The following is a 16,065-nucleotide window of genomic DNA, read 5'->3' as shown; positions in this document are numbered from 1 at the left end:
CCATGTTAAAAAAGGCTGCCCCAAGTCTGGAACTTATGGGACAGCCTGTGATGCTTAACCGACAATCCCGGTTCGTTCAACACTTTCCACGAAATATCTTTGTACGAAAATATACATAATAATTAATGGCGTCATGACAAGCAGCGTTCCGGTATTTAAGATCATCGACACATACAGCGGATCATGCGTAATCGTTTGAAAAATTTGCGCGGTTAGGGCAGACACTTGAGTCGAGAGCACCTGTTCCTTATTAAAGAAAAGCGATACGAAGTAGCTGTCATTCCATTGCCATACGAATGAGAACAGGATGACTGTAATGCCCGCCGATACTGCATTCGGTATAATGATGCGAAAAAATGTGGCTCCTACTCCACAGCCATCCACATAAGCCGCTTCTTCCAGTTCCTTCGGAATTGCTCGGAAAAATTGGCGGAAAATGAAAATATAAAGACCATTTTTCAATCCTGAAGCTAATGAAGACGACATAATAAACGGCCATACCGTATCAATCAAATTGACGCCATCCAGCCCGAACAACCCAAGAATCCCGAAGAAATCAAAGTAACGATAGGTTAAATACGTTGGGATCATCAGAGTTTGCGGCGGAACAACAATCGTAAAGATGACTAAGAAAAACAGCACCTCGCTGCCCCAGAAACGCAAGCGAGCAAAAGCATACGCCGCCAATCCACATGACAGCACCTGCAGGATAGTCGTGCCTGCGGAGATGAAAAGCGTATTCTTAAAAGCAACCCAATAATTCATGGTGTCCATCGCATTAATTACGTTGTCCAATGTGAAGCTTTTTGGAATCCATAGTACCGTCGGGTCATACATATCGCTCCTGTTGCGGAACACAACAGACAATTTCTGGATCAGCGGATACAAAATAATGAAACACAAGCCTGTGACAAGCAGTGCACGAAATGCGATCCAGCCCCACCTCTTGACGGTCTCTAACGGACTCGCATGCTTGATCGATTTCTGAATCATTTGTAATCTCGTTTGCATTGCCCACACCTCCCTGTCGAACTAGTCGTAGTAAAATACTCGCTTAGAGATGACCCAGCCAATGATGAGCAATAGCAAGGAGATGATTAAGAAATAGATCCATGACATTGCCGCACTGTGACCGAATTCGAATTGTGCAAAAGCGGTCTTAGAGATTAACCCGCTCATTGCATTGTTATTAAATGAATCGATAATGGAATAAATGGTGTTCGTCAAAATTAACGGAGACATCATCGGAAACGTAATCTTCCAAAAAATTTCGTACCCAGTTGCGCCCTCCATCTTCGCAGATTCGTATAACGATGGAGAGATGGATTGAAGTGCCGCTAGGAAAATTAAGATTTGCACGCCGGATGAACTTATAATCTCGTAAATCCGATCCACCGCACTTGTTAAATAAACGACGAAAATCTTAGCCATACCCGATTCCAACAGCATCTTCTCAAGCTCAAAGCTTTGCAGGAAATTGCCGCCTTCTTCTGCTGCCCCACTCGATTGCATAACGTTAGCAATGAAATTATTCGTTTCCAATCCCGCTATAGCTGATGAGGCTATAATAACCGGTAGAAAGAAGATTGCGCGGGCCAACGTGCGTCCTTTAAACTTCTGATTGAGAAGAACGGCTGCGAACAAACTGAAAATAATAATGATCGGCACATTGACCAACATCTTACTTACCGCTTCCACTAGCGTTCGATTGAACGATGGGTGAGTAAACAATAATGTTTTAAAGTTTGCAAGTCCTTCGTATTCGGTTATAAAACCGCCGGTTGCTAATTTTAATGTGCTTATACTGAACCGGAAAGACTGGAAAAGCGGGATTAAGAACAGAAATGTAAATCCGATCATCCACGGGGCCGCAAACAAGACGCCGTACCATGCTTTTCTTTGCTCCAAAGACATACTTTTCTTTAACAATTTACTCACCTCCCGCCCAGTAACCTTCAGCGTCAATTCGAATACCGTCAATCGTAGCCGCTTGATCCCCGTAGTTTACGATAATCACGAATCCATTCTCGTAAGTCGTTCGATATACTTGATCTGCAAGCTTCTCATGCAATTGAATGGTTTGTCCTCTTACGTTTTGTAAAACCCGATTCACTTCTTCATATAACTCTGAAGCCTCGTTCAACCAATCCTTATAATAGGCAGAGAATAAGTAATCGTACTTTGTATCTTTAACAACAGAAGGCTCAGCATAAAACCAATCATAATAAACAGCTGAACCCGTCTCCAGCGCCTTTAGCAGCTTTTGACGGCCTTCTTGCATATCCATATTCCATGCATTTCCTGCTGCATCGACATATCCATTCAGCACCATTGAGTAGAACGGAACATCTTCGTCAAGAATCGCATACCGGCTGCTGTGAAGAGGTGCTTCGACGACGATATCTGCATAAGATGCCGCATACACGTTCCCTCCAGAGACCATGATCCGATCCACGCTCGATCCTAATTTTTTCGTCTGCTGCTGAGCAAAGTTTCTCGACTGCTGCCGATCGACCATCGCTTCCGTCTTAAAGTCGGAATTGACTTCGGACCCAAGGTCACTTAACGACAATCCTGTTACCCCGAGATCGTTATACTGCTTGGTGAAAGCTTCTACTGTTGGCTCAAGCGCCAAAGGCGAGAGCACATAGTGCAAAAATCGGCTTTTGTCCTCAAGATAAAATACCGGGCTATATTCATAGACCTTGGCTTTCTTTTTGGTTAAAAGCATTGCTGCATCTGATGAGCCTTTATACTTATTTAGAAAAGCAACATCGGGGTACAACGTAATTCCGTTTTCACTCGAAAATTTCTTTAGCTCCTCAAAGCCGCGGCCTCCGCCCAGCTTCGACTCCAATTGAATGTCTTTCGGAGATTCGTGCCGAATACCTCCGTTAAACCATCCTGAGTAGCGAAGATGAATATTCGATATCCCTTCTTGCAGCAAAAGCTCTGAGATTTCAGCCGCTTCCTTGTATTTCGTTAAAGGCTCAAGGCTTTCATACGGGACGCCAAGAAACGATTGCTTCCGAGGAAATGCCCCTTCAACTTGTAATACAAAAGGAAGCTGCGTATTTTTCGAGATTCGCTCCCAATCGTATTGATCCGCCAGTCTTTCCCTGTAAAGCTTGGCCATACCGGAGTAAGATGCTGACTCTCCGTTCAGAAAGCTGTAACTGATCTTAAGATCTCCCTCATAAATGCGGGATTGAAAGACAGGAATTGCGCTTTTATCTGCTCCGGAGGACAGTGAAATTTGGTCCGCTGCCATAAGATCGAATTGAGTGGACACATAATTATAGGTGTGATTCCGGCCGCTTACATCTGCTGTGATACTTGCAAACGCCTCCGCCTCTTCAATGACACCCATCATTGCATGTTGTCCTTTAACGACCCCGAAGACGGGCATGCGGATCGGCATGTTCGATTGGATCTTCTCTTTATGCACGATCGCAGCATCCTCACCGTAAACTGCTGCTTTGTAAGGATCTGTCGTCGTTTTCCCGTTATTCAGGTGAATAAGCGCACCCGATCCATCCGGGACGAACATATAACCTTGATCCTTCAAGCCTGCAGCTCCGAAATACTCCAAGACATTAAGAGAAAGAATTGGAAATTTTTCAGGATAGACGATTTCTTTAGTCGGAACAGAAACAAGAAGACGATCCCCTTCCAACGAGTAGACAACTGAAACCTTGAATTGAATCGATTTCGCTGACGAAATGGATTCCATTCCGTTTTCCTTATTATCAGAAGCTGCGTCTTCGCTGGTGTACCCTATGGATTCTAAAATGTTTGCAACTTCCTCTACCACGAATGGCTGCATCTGCCTAGGTGTGTAAACCTTATTGTCTTTATCGAATGAAAACTTATAAATGATACTTTTCCGAGTCTTTTCGTCTTCAATTTTTTTAATAATTTCCTCTTGAAATCGCTTCTCGCTAATCGCGAGCGGAATAATCTCGAATCCTTTGACCACATTACCAAGCGTGTAAGTTACTTTAACGCCTTGGTCCGTTTTCCCGATTTCAAATTGGTTTTTTTTAACGCTGTCGTCAAAACTGTTAAACGTGCTGACTTGCCCCTTTTCGTTATAATAGGAAAGCTTCACCTGCGATGATAGCAATGATTGATAAAGCGGTGTAAGTTTCTCATTGGACTTCAAATCTTGGGGATTCGAGTACCACATTTCGTTCGATGCCCGATCAAGAATAGCAATTTCGGTCGTTACCGGATGAATGTACAATGAGAGAGCTTCATTTTTTGCCGCTTCGATCATGCCATTTTCCAAAGCCGTACCGGATAAGGGGACCCTATTTGTTGCTGCGTTACCTTCCGCATCTGCTGAAACGGCAAGGGTTTCTTGATGATTAGAACCGGCGTTTTGCCGCTTCATATATTCCCAGCTTACAACCCCAAACGCTAAGACACAGACGGCTAATAGCATAATTCCGGTTTTTTTCACGCTATCCCCCCCTTTCACATGCGGAATGTAATTTCGTTGTATATGGATATTACGAAGGAAAGCATTTGCTGCATTACGCTGAATAACAGTAAGGATAAGAACAGAATAATACCAATCATGACAATGGTAAGAAGCATAGTAACAATCGTTTTACCTGGCGTATATTGATGCACCGTCATTGTGCCCACAAATAATAACCATAGCGACCATAATACGGCAACTGTATTTAGCAGGTAATAGAATGTGCTTTCTTCAGCGGTCACGGCATGACTCAATGCAAGCTGCGGTAAATAAACGATAATTAAAGGAAGAAGAGCATAACCGGTTGCCATGATAATATCCTTGAAGGAACCCTCGCCTTCCATCAGTGTCGTTAACGACCAGTTGGCCACGCACCAAAGCAGAAACGGGAGTACAACAAATTTCAATTCATCAAAGCTATTAAATTCAGAGAGATCGTTGTGGTTTACTATAAATCCGCTGAACTGCCGTTTCAAAATGATCGTAACAAAAAGTCCGAGCAGTATGCCAAATGCAATACCTACCTTGCCCTTTTGCTCATATTTCATCTCCCAAAATCCGTTAAATGGATGGACAGCGGTGTAGAACGGATTTTTCCAAATGCTCGAATCCGTATAATTGACCGTGGATGCGGTTCTGAACCTTTTTCTGACAAATAGGTAAACAGCGGCCACAAGCGCAAGGATTCCTACTATATATCCGAAATTTCTTTCCAACCACAGTTCACGGTTCTGTTTGAATGCCTCCGAATAATAGCTGCGATTGTTGCCCAATTCAAAGTGGGCCATCGCTTCGACGTAACGGTCTTGCTTTAACAACGCTTTCCCTATGCCGATATAGGCAATCTCATTATTTCGATTCAGCCTTAGCGTTTCGTTCCATGCTTCTTCAGCCTGCTCCATGTTTCCCTCGTAATGGGATGTGACTGCTTTACGAACGGCTTTACCGTAAACTGTCGGTTCAAACACAGTGATGGTTCCAAGCAACCGATCCGAGACATAGATGTTGTCTTCGAACGAGTCAATTGCTGATGGAGCTTTAAACCTTCCCATCTGACTGCCCATTCCGCCAAATTGGTATAATAAATTACCATCTTTATCGTATGTAAAAATACGGCCTCTCTTAAAATCGAGAGCGTTATAAATCCCTGCCCGCTCGGAATCTACATCGATAAATGTAGAGCCCCCCGTAACGCTTCCGGTTTGCGTAGTCTGTATATCGCCTTTCGGAGGATGAAAACCTTCGCGCCGCAAAATGTCGACCCCGGAAGGATTCAATCTTTTCACCAGCTCATTCGAACCGACTTCCGATGTCGTTGTGTACATAAAACCATGTTCATCAATATCAACATTGTTAAACTCGAGCGGAACGAACATAACCATTTGTTCCCGCTGTGCTTCTGTCGAGATACGCTTCCAGAGGAGATCAATAGGGTTGAACTTCACTCGATTCGTCCCGATAAACCCTACAAATTTTCCGTCCCCGTCGAATTCCATAAGACCCTCGTACGATCCCTTGCTGACAACATACATTCGCTTTGCCTTATCCAGCGCAAGCTTAATAGGCGCGAATTGAAAGTTTGTCCGGATGAGCGTTGACTTAGGCTCTTGAACAATATTGACGAGACTTCCAGCCTCCGTCAGTTCGACAATGCGCCGATTTAACGTATCTGCTACAAAAACATGCCCATTCTCCGAGTCCACAAACACGCCTTGCGGCTCGTTAAATTTGTCCTCCGTTCCGTTATTTTGGAACCGGTCGATTACCCTGACTTGATCCGTATTCTGGTTAATGATAACGATTCGGTGGTTACCGGTATCAGCAATGTACAAAGACCCGTCCTTATTGATAAAAATGTCATTTGGCGAACGGAAGGCTCCCACCTTCAACTGCTTACCGTCGATCGTTCTGGACGAAATATACGGCAAGGGGGAAGGGTGAGCCTCATTGTCATAGGAATAGGTGTACCCCGGAAGCGTGGAAGCGAAAGCTTCCGTTGGAATAACTGAAAACAGCAGCAGGGCAATGAGGACCCCTAGGATGCCTTTGATTTTCAAAACGTTGCCCCTCCCTCTTTAATCCTTCATGCCCGAGGTCGACATGGTCTGCATTACATTGCTTTGCGTCAAAATAAAAACTCCGATAGGGACTGTCATCATTAGAAACGTTACAGCCGCGAAAACTCCCGTTCTGGCGATCCCGCCCTGAGCGATTTGGCTGAATGCGTAATCCATCGTCTTCAGCTGCTCGCTGTAGATAAACGTTTGCGCGCCTGCATTTGCTGCCCACAAACGTTGGAACGAAAACAGAATGAGCGTAAGCCAAGCCGGCTTGACCATCGGCATGACGATCGTCCAGAAAATCCTGTATTCGGATGCGCCATCGATCTTCGCAGCTTCAAGCAGCACATCTGGGATTTGATCCATAAATTGCTTCATCAAATACAAACCTAACGAAAATCCGAAAGCCGGCAATATTAAAGCGCCATAATTGTCGATGAGTCCCACCCATGACATCGTCATGTAGTTCGGAATTGACGTAACATGCGGCGAGAACATGAGTGAGAGAACGACCAAGCTGAACAATATTTGTTTACCAGGGAAATGATGTTTCGCAAGCGGATAAGCTGCAGCAGATGCCAGAATGACGTGGCCCGCTGTCCCTACTACTGCAACGAACACCGTGTTGAACACATATCTGGAAAACGGGATCCAAGAATCAGTAAACAGCTGAAACAAGTCAAAAAAGTTGTCCAAAGTCGGATTTCTAACAAAAAATCTAGGTGGAAACACGAAAATTTCATCCATAGGCTTAAACGCATTGCTAATGGCAAAAACAAGAGGCAAGGCCATGAAAGCAGCTACGCCGCCGATCATTAGAAAAAGCAAAATGTCCACACTGATCGAACGATTAAGACGCTTAGGCAACAACCACCGAAGAATCATTGTGCTTATTCCCCCACTTTCTTTAAAAGCCGCTGTGTCACAAGATTCATTCCTAACATTAGCCCGAACAGCACAGTGGCTATAGCTGAAGCGTATCCCATTTCAAAACGAATGGTACCGAAGTCCATTAGGTGAGTGACGATCGTATGCGCTGCATAATCCGTACTCGGGAAGCCCGTCAAAGACATACTGACTTCGGCAACCGCAAAAGAAGTCGTCAATTGAATCACCGCGCCAAACATGAGCTGCGGACGCATAGATGGAAGCGTGATAAACCAAAGCTCCTGCCAACGGTTCCGAATCCCGTCCATGGCCCCCGCCTCAAACAGCGTCTGATCAATGCCCTGGAGACCAGCGATAAACGCAAGGAACGCTGTGCCTAAGCTTAACCAAAGCTGAACAACCATAACGATACCAAGCATGTACTCAGGATCTTGAAGCCAAAGGATCGGCTCTGTGATGAAGCCCCACTGCATTAGAAATGAATTGAAGTACCCGTACGAGTCTCCGTTAAACATAATTTGCCAAATCATAAACGCATTGCCCGCAATAGACGGCGCATATAAAATTAGCGTAATGAATGCCCTGATTTTCGGAGGCAGTTCATTGATAAGCCATGCGAAAATAAAGCAAGCAATGTAACTGATAGGACCAGTAATCGCGGCGAATAAAAACGTGTTTTTTAATGCAATTAAAAACACGTCATCCTTCACGAATAGCCGTACATAATTGTCCCATCCAGTCCACCTCGGAAATTCGAGCATGTTGAAATTCGTAAAGCTAAGAGTCAGAGACATCATGACGGGAAGCACAGTGAACATGAAAAAAATGATAAAAAACGGTGCCAACAATATATACGAATGCTTGCTTAACTTTATATCTTGAACTAAGGTTTTCAATTTCGACGGCTTTGGCTGGGCTTGCACGTTCACGACTGAACGTTCACGAGCTGTGCTTTGGATAAGATTCCCCTCATTTCTCTATTGGAAGCCCAAATTCTTTTCGTTTGATCGTTATTTCTTCATTTACATATCGTACGTATTGATCAATCGTCTCCCTTGCGTCATCCCCCTGTAGAACAACTCTCCGGAACGCATTATCTAGATGTCGGCCCGTAAAGTAACCTCCCGGAACCTCCGGAATTCCTTCTACCCACTGCCATTGACCCATCAGCTTTTTCAAGTCGGCTGCCTGCCATGGCAGCTTTTGAAGCGCCTCAATATTTGCTGTAGGGTAACGAGCTGAAATGCCCATCAGCCCTTCCATCTCAAGGCCGAAATCAACCTGAGCATCTTTATCGGTCCACCATTTCATAAATTCCCACGCAGCTTGCTTGTTTTCAGCATCTTTAAACATGACGACGCCGAATCCGCGTCCTGGTGCTTCACGGCGTACATCTCCATTTTCCATAAGAGCGCCTGGTACTGGCGCAAAGTTCCACAAGCCTCGGATCTCCGGCGCACTGACACTTAAATGGTTGTACGTCGAATAATCTGCTATCCCAATCGGCATTTCCCCGGTTCTAAATCGGTTTGGAAAATCAAACGTGATGGGCAGCTTATAGTTCGCATACAATTCTGTCCACTTTTGAAACGCCTGGATCGATACTTCCGTATCAAGGGCACTGGATTTATCGCCATTCTGGTATAGCTTTCCGTTACTTTGATACAACATCATGGCATATGTCGGATTTGGCGGCATTTGATCCGTTACTGCCGACGCATCGAGCGACGCCTGCGGCAAACCAAACTGCAGGTTATTCTTTTGCAGCACCGGGATCATCTGGTAAACATCTTCCCATGTATCTGGAACACTTAGCCCAAGCTCATGAAGGATATCTTCTCGATAGAAAAGCACCGGAAAAATTTGCTGCTCCGGCAGCGCAAAGTATTTGCCCAAATATTCGTATGGAACCATCGCACTCGGCTGGAATCGCTTAGTCACTTCATTAAAGTCTTCAAAAGCTGATAAATCCTGAAGTGCGCCGCGCATCGCAAAATTGACCGGAACATCGTTCCCCACTTGTATCGCCACATCCGGACCTTTACCCGCAAGCGTTGCGGAAAGCAGTACATTAGCGGAAACAAGCTTAAGATTAATCGGGATGCCCGTTTCTGATGTAAAATCATTGTCGATCATTTTCTTTAATGTTTGAGCTTGGTCTCTTCCTGCTAATACCCATACAGAAATAGCTTCTTCTTCATTTTCAACCGTACTGACGCTGGAGTAATCCTCGAAGAACGAAGCAAAGAATGAAGCGTTTTCATGAACAATTTTTTCAAATAAGGTTGCTTTCGCTCTCGGCAAATCCGCTCTGGGCGCTGTCACTAACAAATAATCAATAGCCAAGGGCTGTTCCTTCACCTGCATCATCCATGTACCGAGTGAGCCAACATTCGTTTTAAAAGGCTCCAAACGGGACGGAATCGTTTCAGGACGTTTAGCCATATCCTTCAACTGATAGGATAATGTTTGGAGAAGCGCTGTCCTATCGCTTGTCTTCCCATCAAAACCTTTGAGTAAAGCGGCTACGCCATCGATCGTCTCACTCTGTAGAAGCAAACCGTCAATTAACTCCGGAATCCGTTTCTCTAATTGATAGTCCCGAAATGGATCCGGCACCACACCGGTAAAACTAATGATTTTACGGTATAGCGAATTCAGATTTAACACGCTCGATTCCACGGTCCGCAATATCGGAGCAAGTTCCCCGAGCGTGACTTCTAACCGCAGGCGATGCTTCCCTTGCGATAGATAGAACAAATAAGGTTCCTTGGCTTCCGAGCCCAGCACTTTCATTTGCCAATCACTGCTGAATTCAAATGGAAGCCTACTTGCTTCATTAAATGGAATTTTCCCGTCAACGTATAGCGCCCTTGTTGATGAAAGCCCTCTATTAGTAGATTGCTTGCTTTTCAGCGCAATTTGATATAAGCCGCTTGACGGTACTTCGATCTCCCACTCCATCCACTGCCCAGGCATTCTCCAATTCGTGCCGCCGATCGCATTCATGCGCATTTTCGAAACGTGATATGGCTCAGTGGCAGGAGTACGGTCCATGATCGGATAAAGCGTCGAACTCGACTTGAGTACGGCGTCTTCACCCTGTAATTTCACGAATGCATTGGAAGCTTCCTCATAACCGTTCTGCTTATATACGTCCAATTGATCCTTGTAATCAATCATTTTTTCAGTCTGAAATAATTCGAACCAATCGATCACTACCGGTTCTTTCAATGATGTTAATGATAGGGTATGAATGCCCTCGCTAAAATAAACAAAATAAGGCTCTTCATAATATCCAGTTATGTCCCGAAGCACGACCTCTTGCCAGACCGACTCTTCCGTATTATTAGGCCGGATATCGTTGCCGCGCTCATCTCGTTCCACTGTACTCTGTTCGCTCTTCCATGTACGTTGCAAAAAAATACTGTTCGCTTCCTCGAACGGGATTTGCCCATCAATACGAAGTTCACGTTCAATATCCGAGTTTTTCCCAGGAATATTGAAATAGCGGAGTTTGATGTTGTAAAGCCCCGCGTTCTTCACTTCAAATTTCCAGCGAATGGTGCCTGTTTCACCGGCAAGCACGGCTCCGCCGCTATTCCCATTTCCATCCTCGTATGGCCTTGCATCCATCCCTTCAACCGCCTCGTAATGCTCAGCTTCGACCCGAATGGCCTGCTTTGGCCTCGCCTCATCTTTATATTTTTCGAGATAACCGCCGTATCCGTTTTTATTAAATGCCTTCTCGACTGCCAATGATGATTCCCCAGTCTCGGCCGGCTTCTCTTCAGCCCAAATGCCTGGCGCACCCGACAACAACCCTATCGCCAACACTGCAGAGCAGAAGATCGCTAGAAACTTTTTAATGTTAGTTGACTGGTGCAATTGAAGCTCCCCTTCCTCTTTCACGTGCACCTCTATCGTGATTGCATAGAGGTGCTACGCAAGAGATCTTAAATGGTACTTACCTCAAAATTACTCCAAAATTTGCTTCATCGAAGATTCCAATAACGGCTTAATCTTCTCAATTGATGTTGCAGGCGTTTCTTTTCCTTCGGACATGTTCTTTGTAGCTTCATCTAGAATGGCAGTAGCTTCTGGATATACCGTGTAGTTGATGTACTCCACGTTTTGCCCCATCTGCCGAACAGTGTCGATAATCTCAGCAGAAGGATACGTTGCTTGCAGCGATTCATCGACCATTTCTTGAACATCCGGATAAACGGTTCTCCACAACGTTATTTCGTCCAATATCTTCGCGGCAACTTCCGCGTTTTTGGACATTTTCGATACAGCCCACATGTTGCCGAACGGTGTATGAGTCGTGTATTTCTCTGCTTTCGGACCTTTCGGGAAGAACACGAAACCAAGCTCATCCGTCATATTTTGCTTGTAGTTTCCAATTTCCCAAGTAAAGTGAATCGTCATCGCAACCTTACCATTTACAAACGGCTCGTTAGTGGTATCAACAACTTTGTGCGTATTGTACATGTCATAGAAAGTTTGTGCGGCTTCCATCGCGTTCGGGCTATCCAACGAGAACTTCGGAGATCCGTCTTCCGCTACATCTACCGAAGAGTTGTTTGTATAGACGAACATATTGAAAAGATCTCTAGCTCCAGCGCTCAAACCAACGGTGTCCGCTTTGCCGTCGCCGTCAGAATCTTTCGTTGCGTTCTTAGCAATTTCTATGAATTTATCCCAAGTCCATTCCCCTTTTTGCTGCAGCTGGTAAGGATCTTCAAGACCTAACTTTTGGAACAATGTTTTGTTATACCAAACACCAAAACCAGAAGGGGCGCTCTCTACAAGTCCGTATTGTTTCCCTTCGTACGTGCCGCCCTCGATCATCCACCCAGGAACCTTCGCAGGGTCAATATCCATGTAATCTTCAAGCGGACCTACAAAGCCATCCTTCACAAGCTTCGGGAACATCCAGAACAATTCCAAGCGAACGATGTCTGCAATCGGTTCTCCAGCTAAGGATGTCGTCGTGAATTGCTCTACGAATTGGTTATAATCAAGTGTCACAAACTCGATTTTCGTATTGTACTTCTTCTCAACCTGCTCGATCACTTCGATCGATTTTTGAGTATAAGCGTCGCGCTCTGCTTCTGCGACCGCTCGCGGATCGGCACTCCACCACGCTGCGATCTTGATCGGTTTGCCCTGCATGTCGATTACTTCTTCGGCTGGTTCTTCCGCAGGAGCATTGGTTGCTTCAGTCGCCGTATTTGTTGCGGTTGCTGCATCCCCAGTGCCATTACCGTTACTATTGCTGCTGCAACCTACAATCGAGAAAACAAGTACAAAAGCAAGGATGATAGAAAATAAATTAAGCGCTTTCATTTTTGACATACGATTACCCCTTTAAACGTAATTTTAGAATGCACTTCAAATGACCTGCTCTTTCCTTGCCTTTCTCGTTCCACCTCCCATTCGGTGTAAGCGCATTCATGATGTCGAATGCTTCCCGCCTTCTGCGCATTGAAAAGTTAAAGTGCAGTCCCCAAGGAAATTTAGTATATCAACTACTGGGGATTTGTTCCATTATATTCGTATTAATGTTCCTTGTAAATATATTGGTATGACAAATTTTAATTTTTATAATAATTGATATACCTTTAGTAAAAACAGCCATTCATCCCCTTCCTCTTTCAGGACAGGGATGAATGGCTGTTTTTGTGAGTTTTATTAGATAAACCGCAAAGTTTTGGGTCCGTTCTACTCAGCAAGCCCTGTTGATTGCCGGCCGATCCATTCCACTTCAATCTCCACTTTGTTTTGCTTTTGCAAGATTCCCAGGTCGATCTGATCCACAAGCATAGCGGCCGCTTGCTTGCCGATTTCATAAAAATTTTGCTTTATCGTTGTCACAGGGATCTCAATGTTTGCGGAAATATCGTGGTTATCGAAACCGACAATTGATAGTTCTTCAGGTACCATTACTTTCTGTTCTACAGCAGTGCGCACTAAGTCTACGGCCAAATGATCGTGTTCTGCTTGAATCGCAGTAACGCCCTTCTCCAACAATCGCTTTATTAGCGATTGAACGCATTCCGTTTTAGCTAAAGTTTCGTATTCATCTATAAAATCGTCAACGATGATCTCTCCATCAATTGAAACATCTGCATCTTGCAGCGCTTTGCAATAACCATAGAATCGATCCCTAACAGAACTTCTGTATTGAAGATTAATGCTTGAAACAAAGGCAATACGTCTATGACCCAATTCAATAAGCTTAGATGCAGCCAAGTAACCGCCTTTGAAGTTGTCAGAAGTTACACTTCCCACCGGCACATTGTCATAATACTGGTCGATTGTCACAATCGGATACCGGTTCATATGCAACGAATACACGGCGTCTAGATTCTTCAAGGTACTGACCGGGTAGAGAAGTATGCCTGAGATTCCGCTCCTGGGCAAACTATAGATCAACTCTTTTTCTTTATCCTTGCTCCATTTGCTCGAATGGATCGCGAGATAGTACCCTTTGTCTTCCAAATAGTCCGTTGCCCCATGAATATAACCTAACAAACCGTTGTCCGCTACATAAGGTAAAATCATCGATATGATCTTGCCACCGGATATCGACGAGAGTGAGCGGTTATCAATCTTTTTTACAAAACTGCCGCTTCCCCTTTTTCGATAGATCAACCCATCCCGCTCCAATTCGATAAGTGCACGTTTTGATGTAATTCTGCTTACTCCGTGCATTTCAGCGAGATCATATTCAGTAGGGAGCTGTTCGTTTACGATGTAATCCCCGGATTCAATCTTGTTCTTTAAATCATTATATATCCTTTTATACAGCGGTACGTCATCTTGCGACATAGTTAGCCTCCTTTCTGCTTTGTACATTGTAAAGAGAGTATACATAATTATCTAGTGTATGAACAGTTAAGGCTGATAACTCAAGATGCTCTCTCACTCAGGCAGCTTCCCGTCTTATTTCGATATTCATATTTATTATATCAAATTAAAGAATTTCACCGCAAATTTGGTATATTAAATACTAAGTCTTCGTATAAGCTCATCAGACCTTCCGTTTGGGCGCACTGCCAAAAAAAACGAAAAATCCTTAAAAATCAAGGGTTTTTCGCTTGTTATTACGCTTGCCAGTACTTATTTTACACCGCTCTATTTCACTGTAAGACGCTGTAAGCACACATATGCGCTTATAGCCAACAAACTTAGCTACTTTCTTCGCTGTAAGAGCACGTGCGTGCTTACAGCCCACGCCACCGGTCCGCACACTCCGAATGGACGCTGTAAGCACACATACGCGCTTACAGCCAACAAACTTGGCTGCTTTCTTCGCTTTAAGAGCACATACGTGCTTACAGCCCCACGCCACCCGTCCGCACACTCCGAATGGACGCTGTAAGCACACATACGCGCTTACAGCCAACAAACTTAGCTACTTTCTTCGCTGTAAAAGCACATACGTGCTTACAGCCCCACGCCACCCGTCCGCACACTCCGAATGGACGCTGTAAGCACACATATGCGCTTACAGCTAACAAACTTAGCTACTTTCTTCGCTGTAAGAGCACATACGTGCTTACAGCCCCACGCCACCCGTCCGCACACTCCGAATGGACGCTGTAAGCACACATACGCGCTTACAGCCAACAAACTTAGCTACTTTCTTCTCTGTAAGAGCACATACGTGCTTACAGCCCCACGCCACCGGTCCGCACACTCCGAATGGACGCCGTAAGCACACATATGCGCTTATAGCCAACAAACTTAGCTACTTTCTTCGCTGTAAGAGCACATACGTGCTTACAGCTCCACGCCACCCGCCCGCACACTCCGAATGGACGCTGTAAGCACACATACGCGCTTACAGCCAACAAACTTAGCTGCTTTCTTCGATGTAAGAGCACATACGTGCTTACAGCCCCACGCCACCCGTCCGCACACTCCGAATGGACGCTGTAAGCACACATACGCGCTTATAGCCAACAAACTTAGCTGCTTTCTTCGATGTAAGAGCACATTCGTGCTTACAGCCCCACGCCACCCGTCCGCACACTCCGAATGGACGCCTTAAGCACACATTTGTGCTTATAGCCAACAAACTTAGCTACTTTCTTCGCTGTAAGCACACCTATGCGCTTACAGCTAACAAACTTAGCTACTTTTCTTCGCTGTAAGAGCACATACGTGCTTACAGCCCCACGCCACCCGTCCGCACACTCCGAATGGACGCTGTAAGCACACATACGCGCTTACAGCCAACAAAAGCTACTTTCTTCTCTGTAAGAGCACATACGTGCTTACAGCCCCACGCCACCCGTCCGCACACTCCGAATGGACGCCTTAAGCACACATATGCGCTTATAGCCAACAAACTTAGCTACTTTCTTCGCTGTAAGAGCACGTGCGTGCTTACAGCCCACGCCACCCGTCCGCACACTCCGAATGGACGCTGTAAGCACACCTATGCGCTTACAGCCAACAAACTTAGCTTCTTTCTTCTCTGTAAGAGCACATACGTGCTTACAGCCCCACACCACCCGCCCGCACACTCCGAATGGACGCTGTAAGCACACATACGCGCTTATAGCCAACAAACTTAGCTACTTTCTTCTTTGTAAGAGCACATACGTGCTTACAACC

At 45.1% G+C, this 16,065-nt stretch carries 10 protein-coding genes; all 10 read right to left on the bottom strand.

Annotated features, from left to right (window positions below):
- Positions 1–54: 54 nt before the first annotated feature.
- The 10 genes from AC0YN6_RS07900 to AC0YN6_RS07855 all read right to left on the bottom strand — a co-directional run bounded on the left by AC0YN6_RS07900 (position 55) and on the right by AC0YN6_RS07855 (position 16,016).
- Positions 55–1,011, bottom strand: coding sequence for a carbohydrate ABC transporter permease (locus AC0YN6_RS07900; RefSeq protein WP_475746124.1), 957 nt, complete (start codon positions 1,009–1,011; stop codon positions 55–57).
- A 21-nt stretch (positions 1,012–1,032) separates the two neighbouring features.
- On the bottom strand, positions 1,033–1,938 hold the full coding sequence (locus tag AC0YN6_RS07895; RefSeq protein ID WP_475746123.1) for a carbohydrate ABC transporter permease: 906 nt from the start codon (positions 1,936–1,938) through the stop codon (positions 1,033–1,035).
- The gene (locus AC0YN6_RS07890; protein ID WP_475746122.1) at positions 1,931–4,465 is read right to left on the bottom strand and encodes a DUF5696 domain-containing protein; all 2,535 of its coding nucleotides are present in this window, start codon (positions 4,463–4,465) and stop codon (positions 1,931–1,933) included. Before AC0YN6_RS07890 ends, AC0YN6_RS07895 begins: the two co-directional genes overlap by 8 nt.
- 14 nt (positions 4,466–4,479) lie before the next feature.
- Complete coding sequence (locus tag AC0YN6_RS07885; protein WP_475746120.1) at positions 4,480–6,543, bottom strand: YIP1 family protein; 2,064 nt, start codon at positions 6,541–6,543, stop codon at positions 4,480–4,482.
- Positions 6,544–6,561: 18 nt separating this feature from the next.
- On the bottom strand, positions 6,562–7,431 hold the full coding sequence (locus AC0YN6_RS07880; protein WP_475746119.1) for a carbohydrate ABC transporter permease: 870 nt from the start codon (positions 7,429–7,431) through the stop codon (positions 6,562–6,564).
- Positions 7,432–7,436: 5 nt separating this feature from the next.
- The gene (locus tag AC0YN6_RS07875; RefSeq protein WP_475746298.1) at positions 7,437–8,357 is read right to left on the bottom strand and encodes a carbohydrate ABC transporter permease; all 921 of its coding nucleotides are present in this window, start codon (positions 8,355–8,357) and stop codon (positions 7,437–7,439) included.
- Positions 8,358–8,403: 46 nt separating this feature from the next.
- Positions 8,404–11,322, bottom strand: a complete 2,919-nt coding sequence (locus AC0YN6_RS07870) for an extracellular solute-binding protein (protein WP_475746118.1) — start codon at positions 11,320–11,322, stop codon at positions 8,404–8,406.
- 90 nt (positions 11,323–11,412) lie between these two features.
- Complete coding sequence (locus AC0YN6_RS07865; RefSeq protein ID WP_475746116.1) at positions 11,413–12,795, bottom strand: ABC transporter substrate-binding protein; 1,383 nt, start codon at positions 12,793–12,795, stop codon at positions 11,413–11,415.
- A 366-nt stretch (positions 12,796–13,161) separates the two neighbouring features.
- Positions 13,162–14,271, bottom strand: coding sequence for a GntR family transcriptional regulator (locus AC0YN6_RS07860; RefSeq protein WP_475746115.1), 1,110 nt, complete (start codon positions 14,269–14,271; stop codon positions 13,162–13,164).
- A 1,451-nt stretch (positions 14,272–15,722) separates the two neighbouring features.
- Positions 15,723–16,016, bottom strand: coding sequence for a hypothetical protein (locus AC0YN6_RS07855; protein WP_475746114.1), 294 nt, complete (start codon positions 16,014–16,016; stop codon positions 15,723–15,725).
- Positions 16,017–16,065: the final 49 nt, after the last annotated feature.

This window comes from Paenibacillus sp. J22P15, from assembly GCF_056269345.1.
This window is presented reverse-complemented; position numbering and strand designations above follow the sequence as displayed.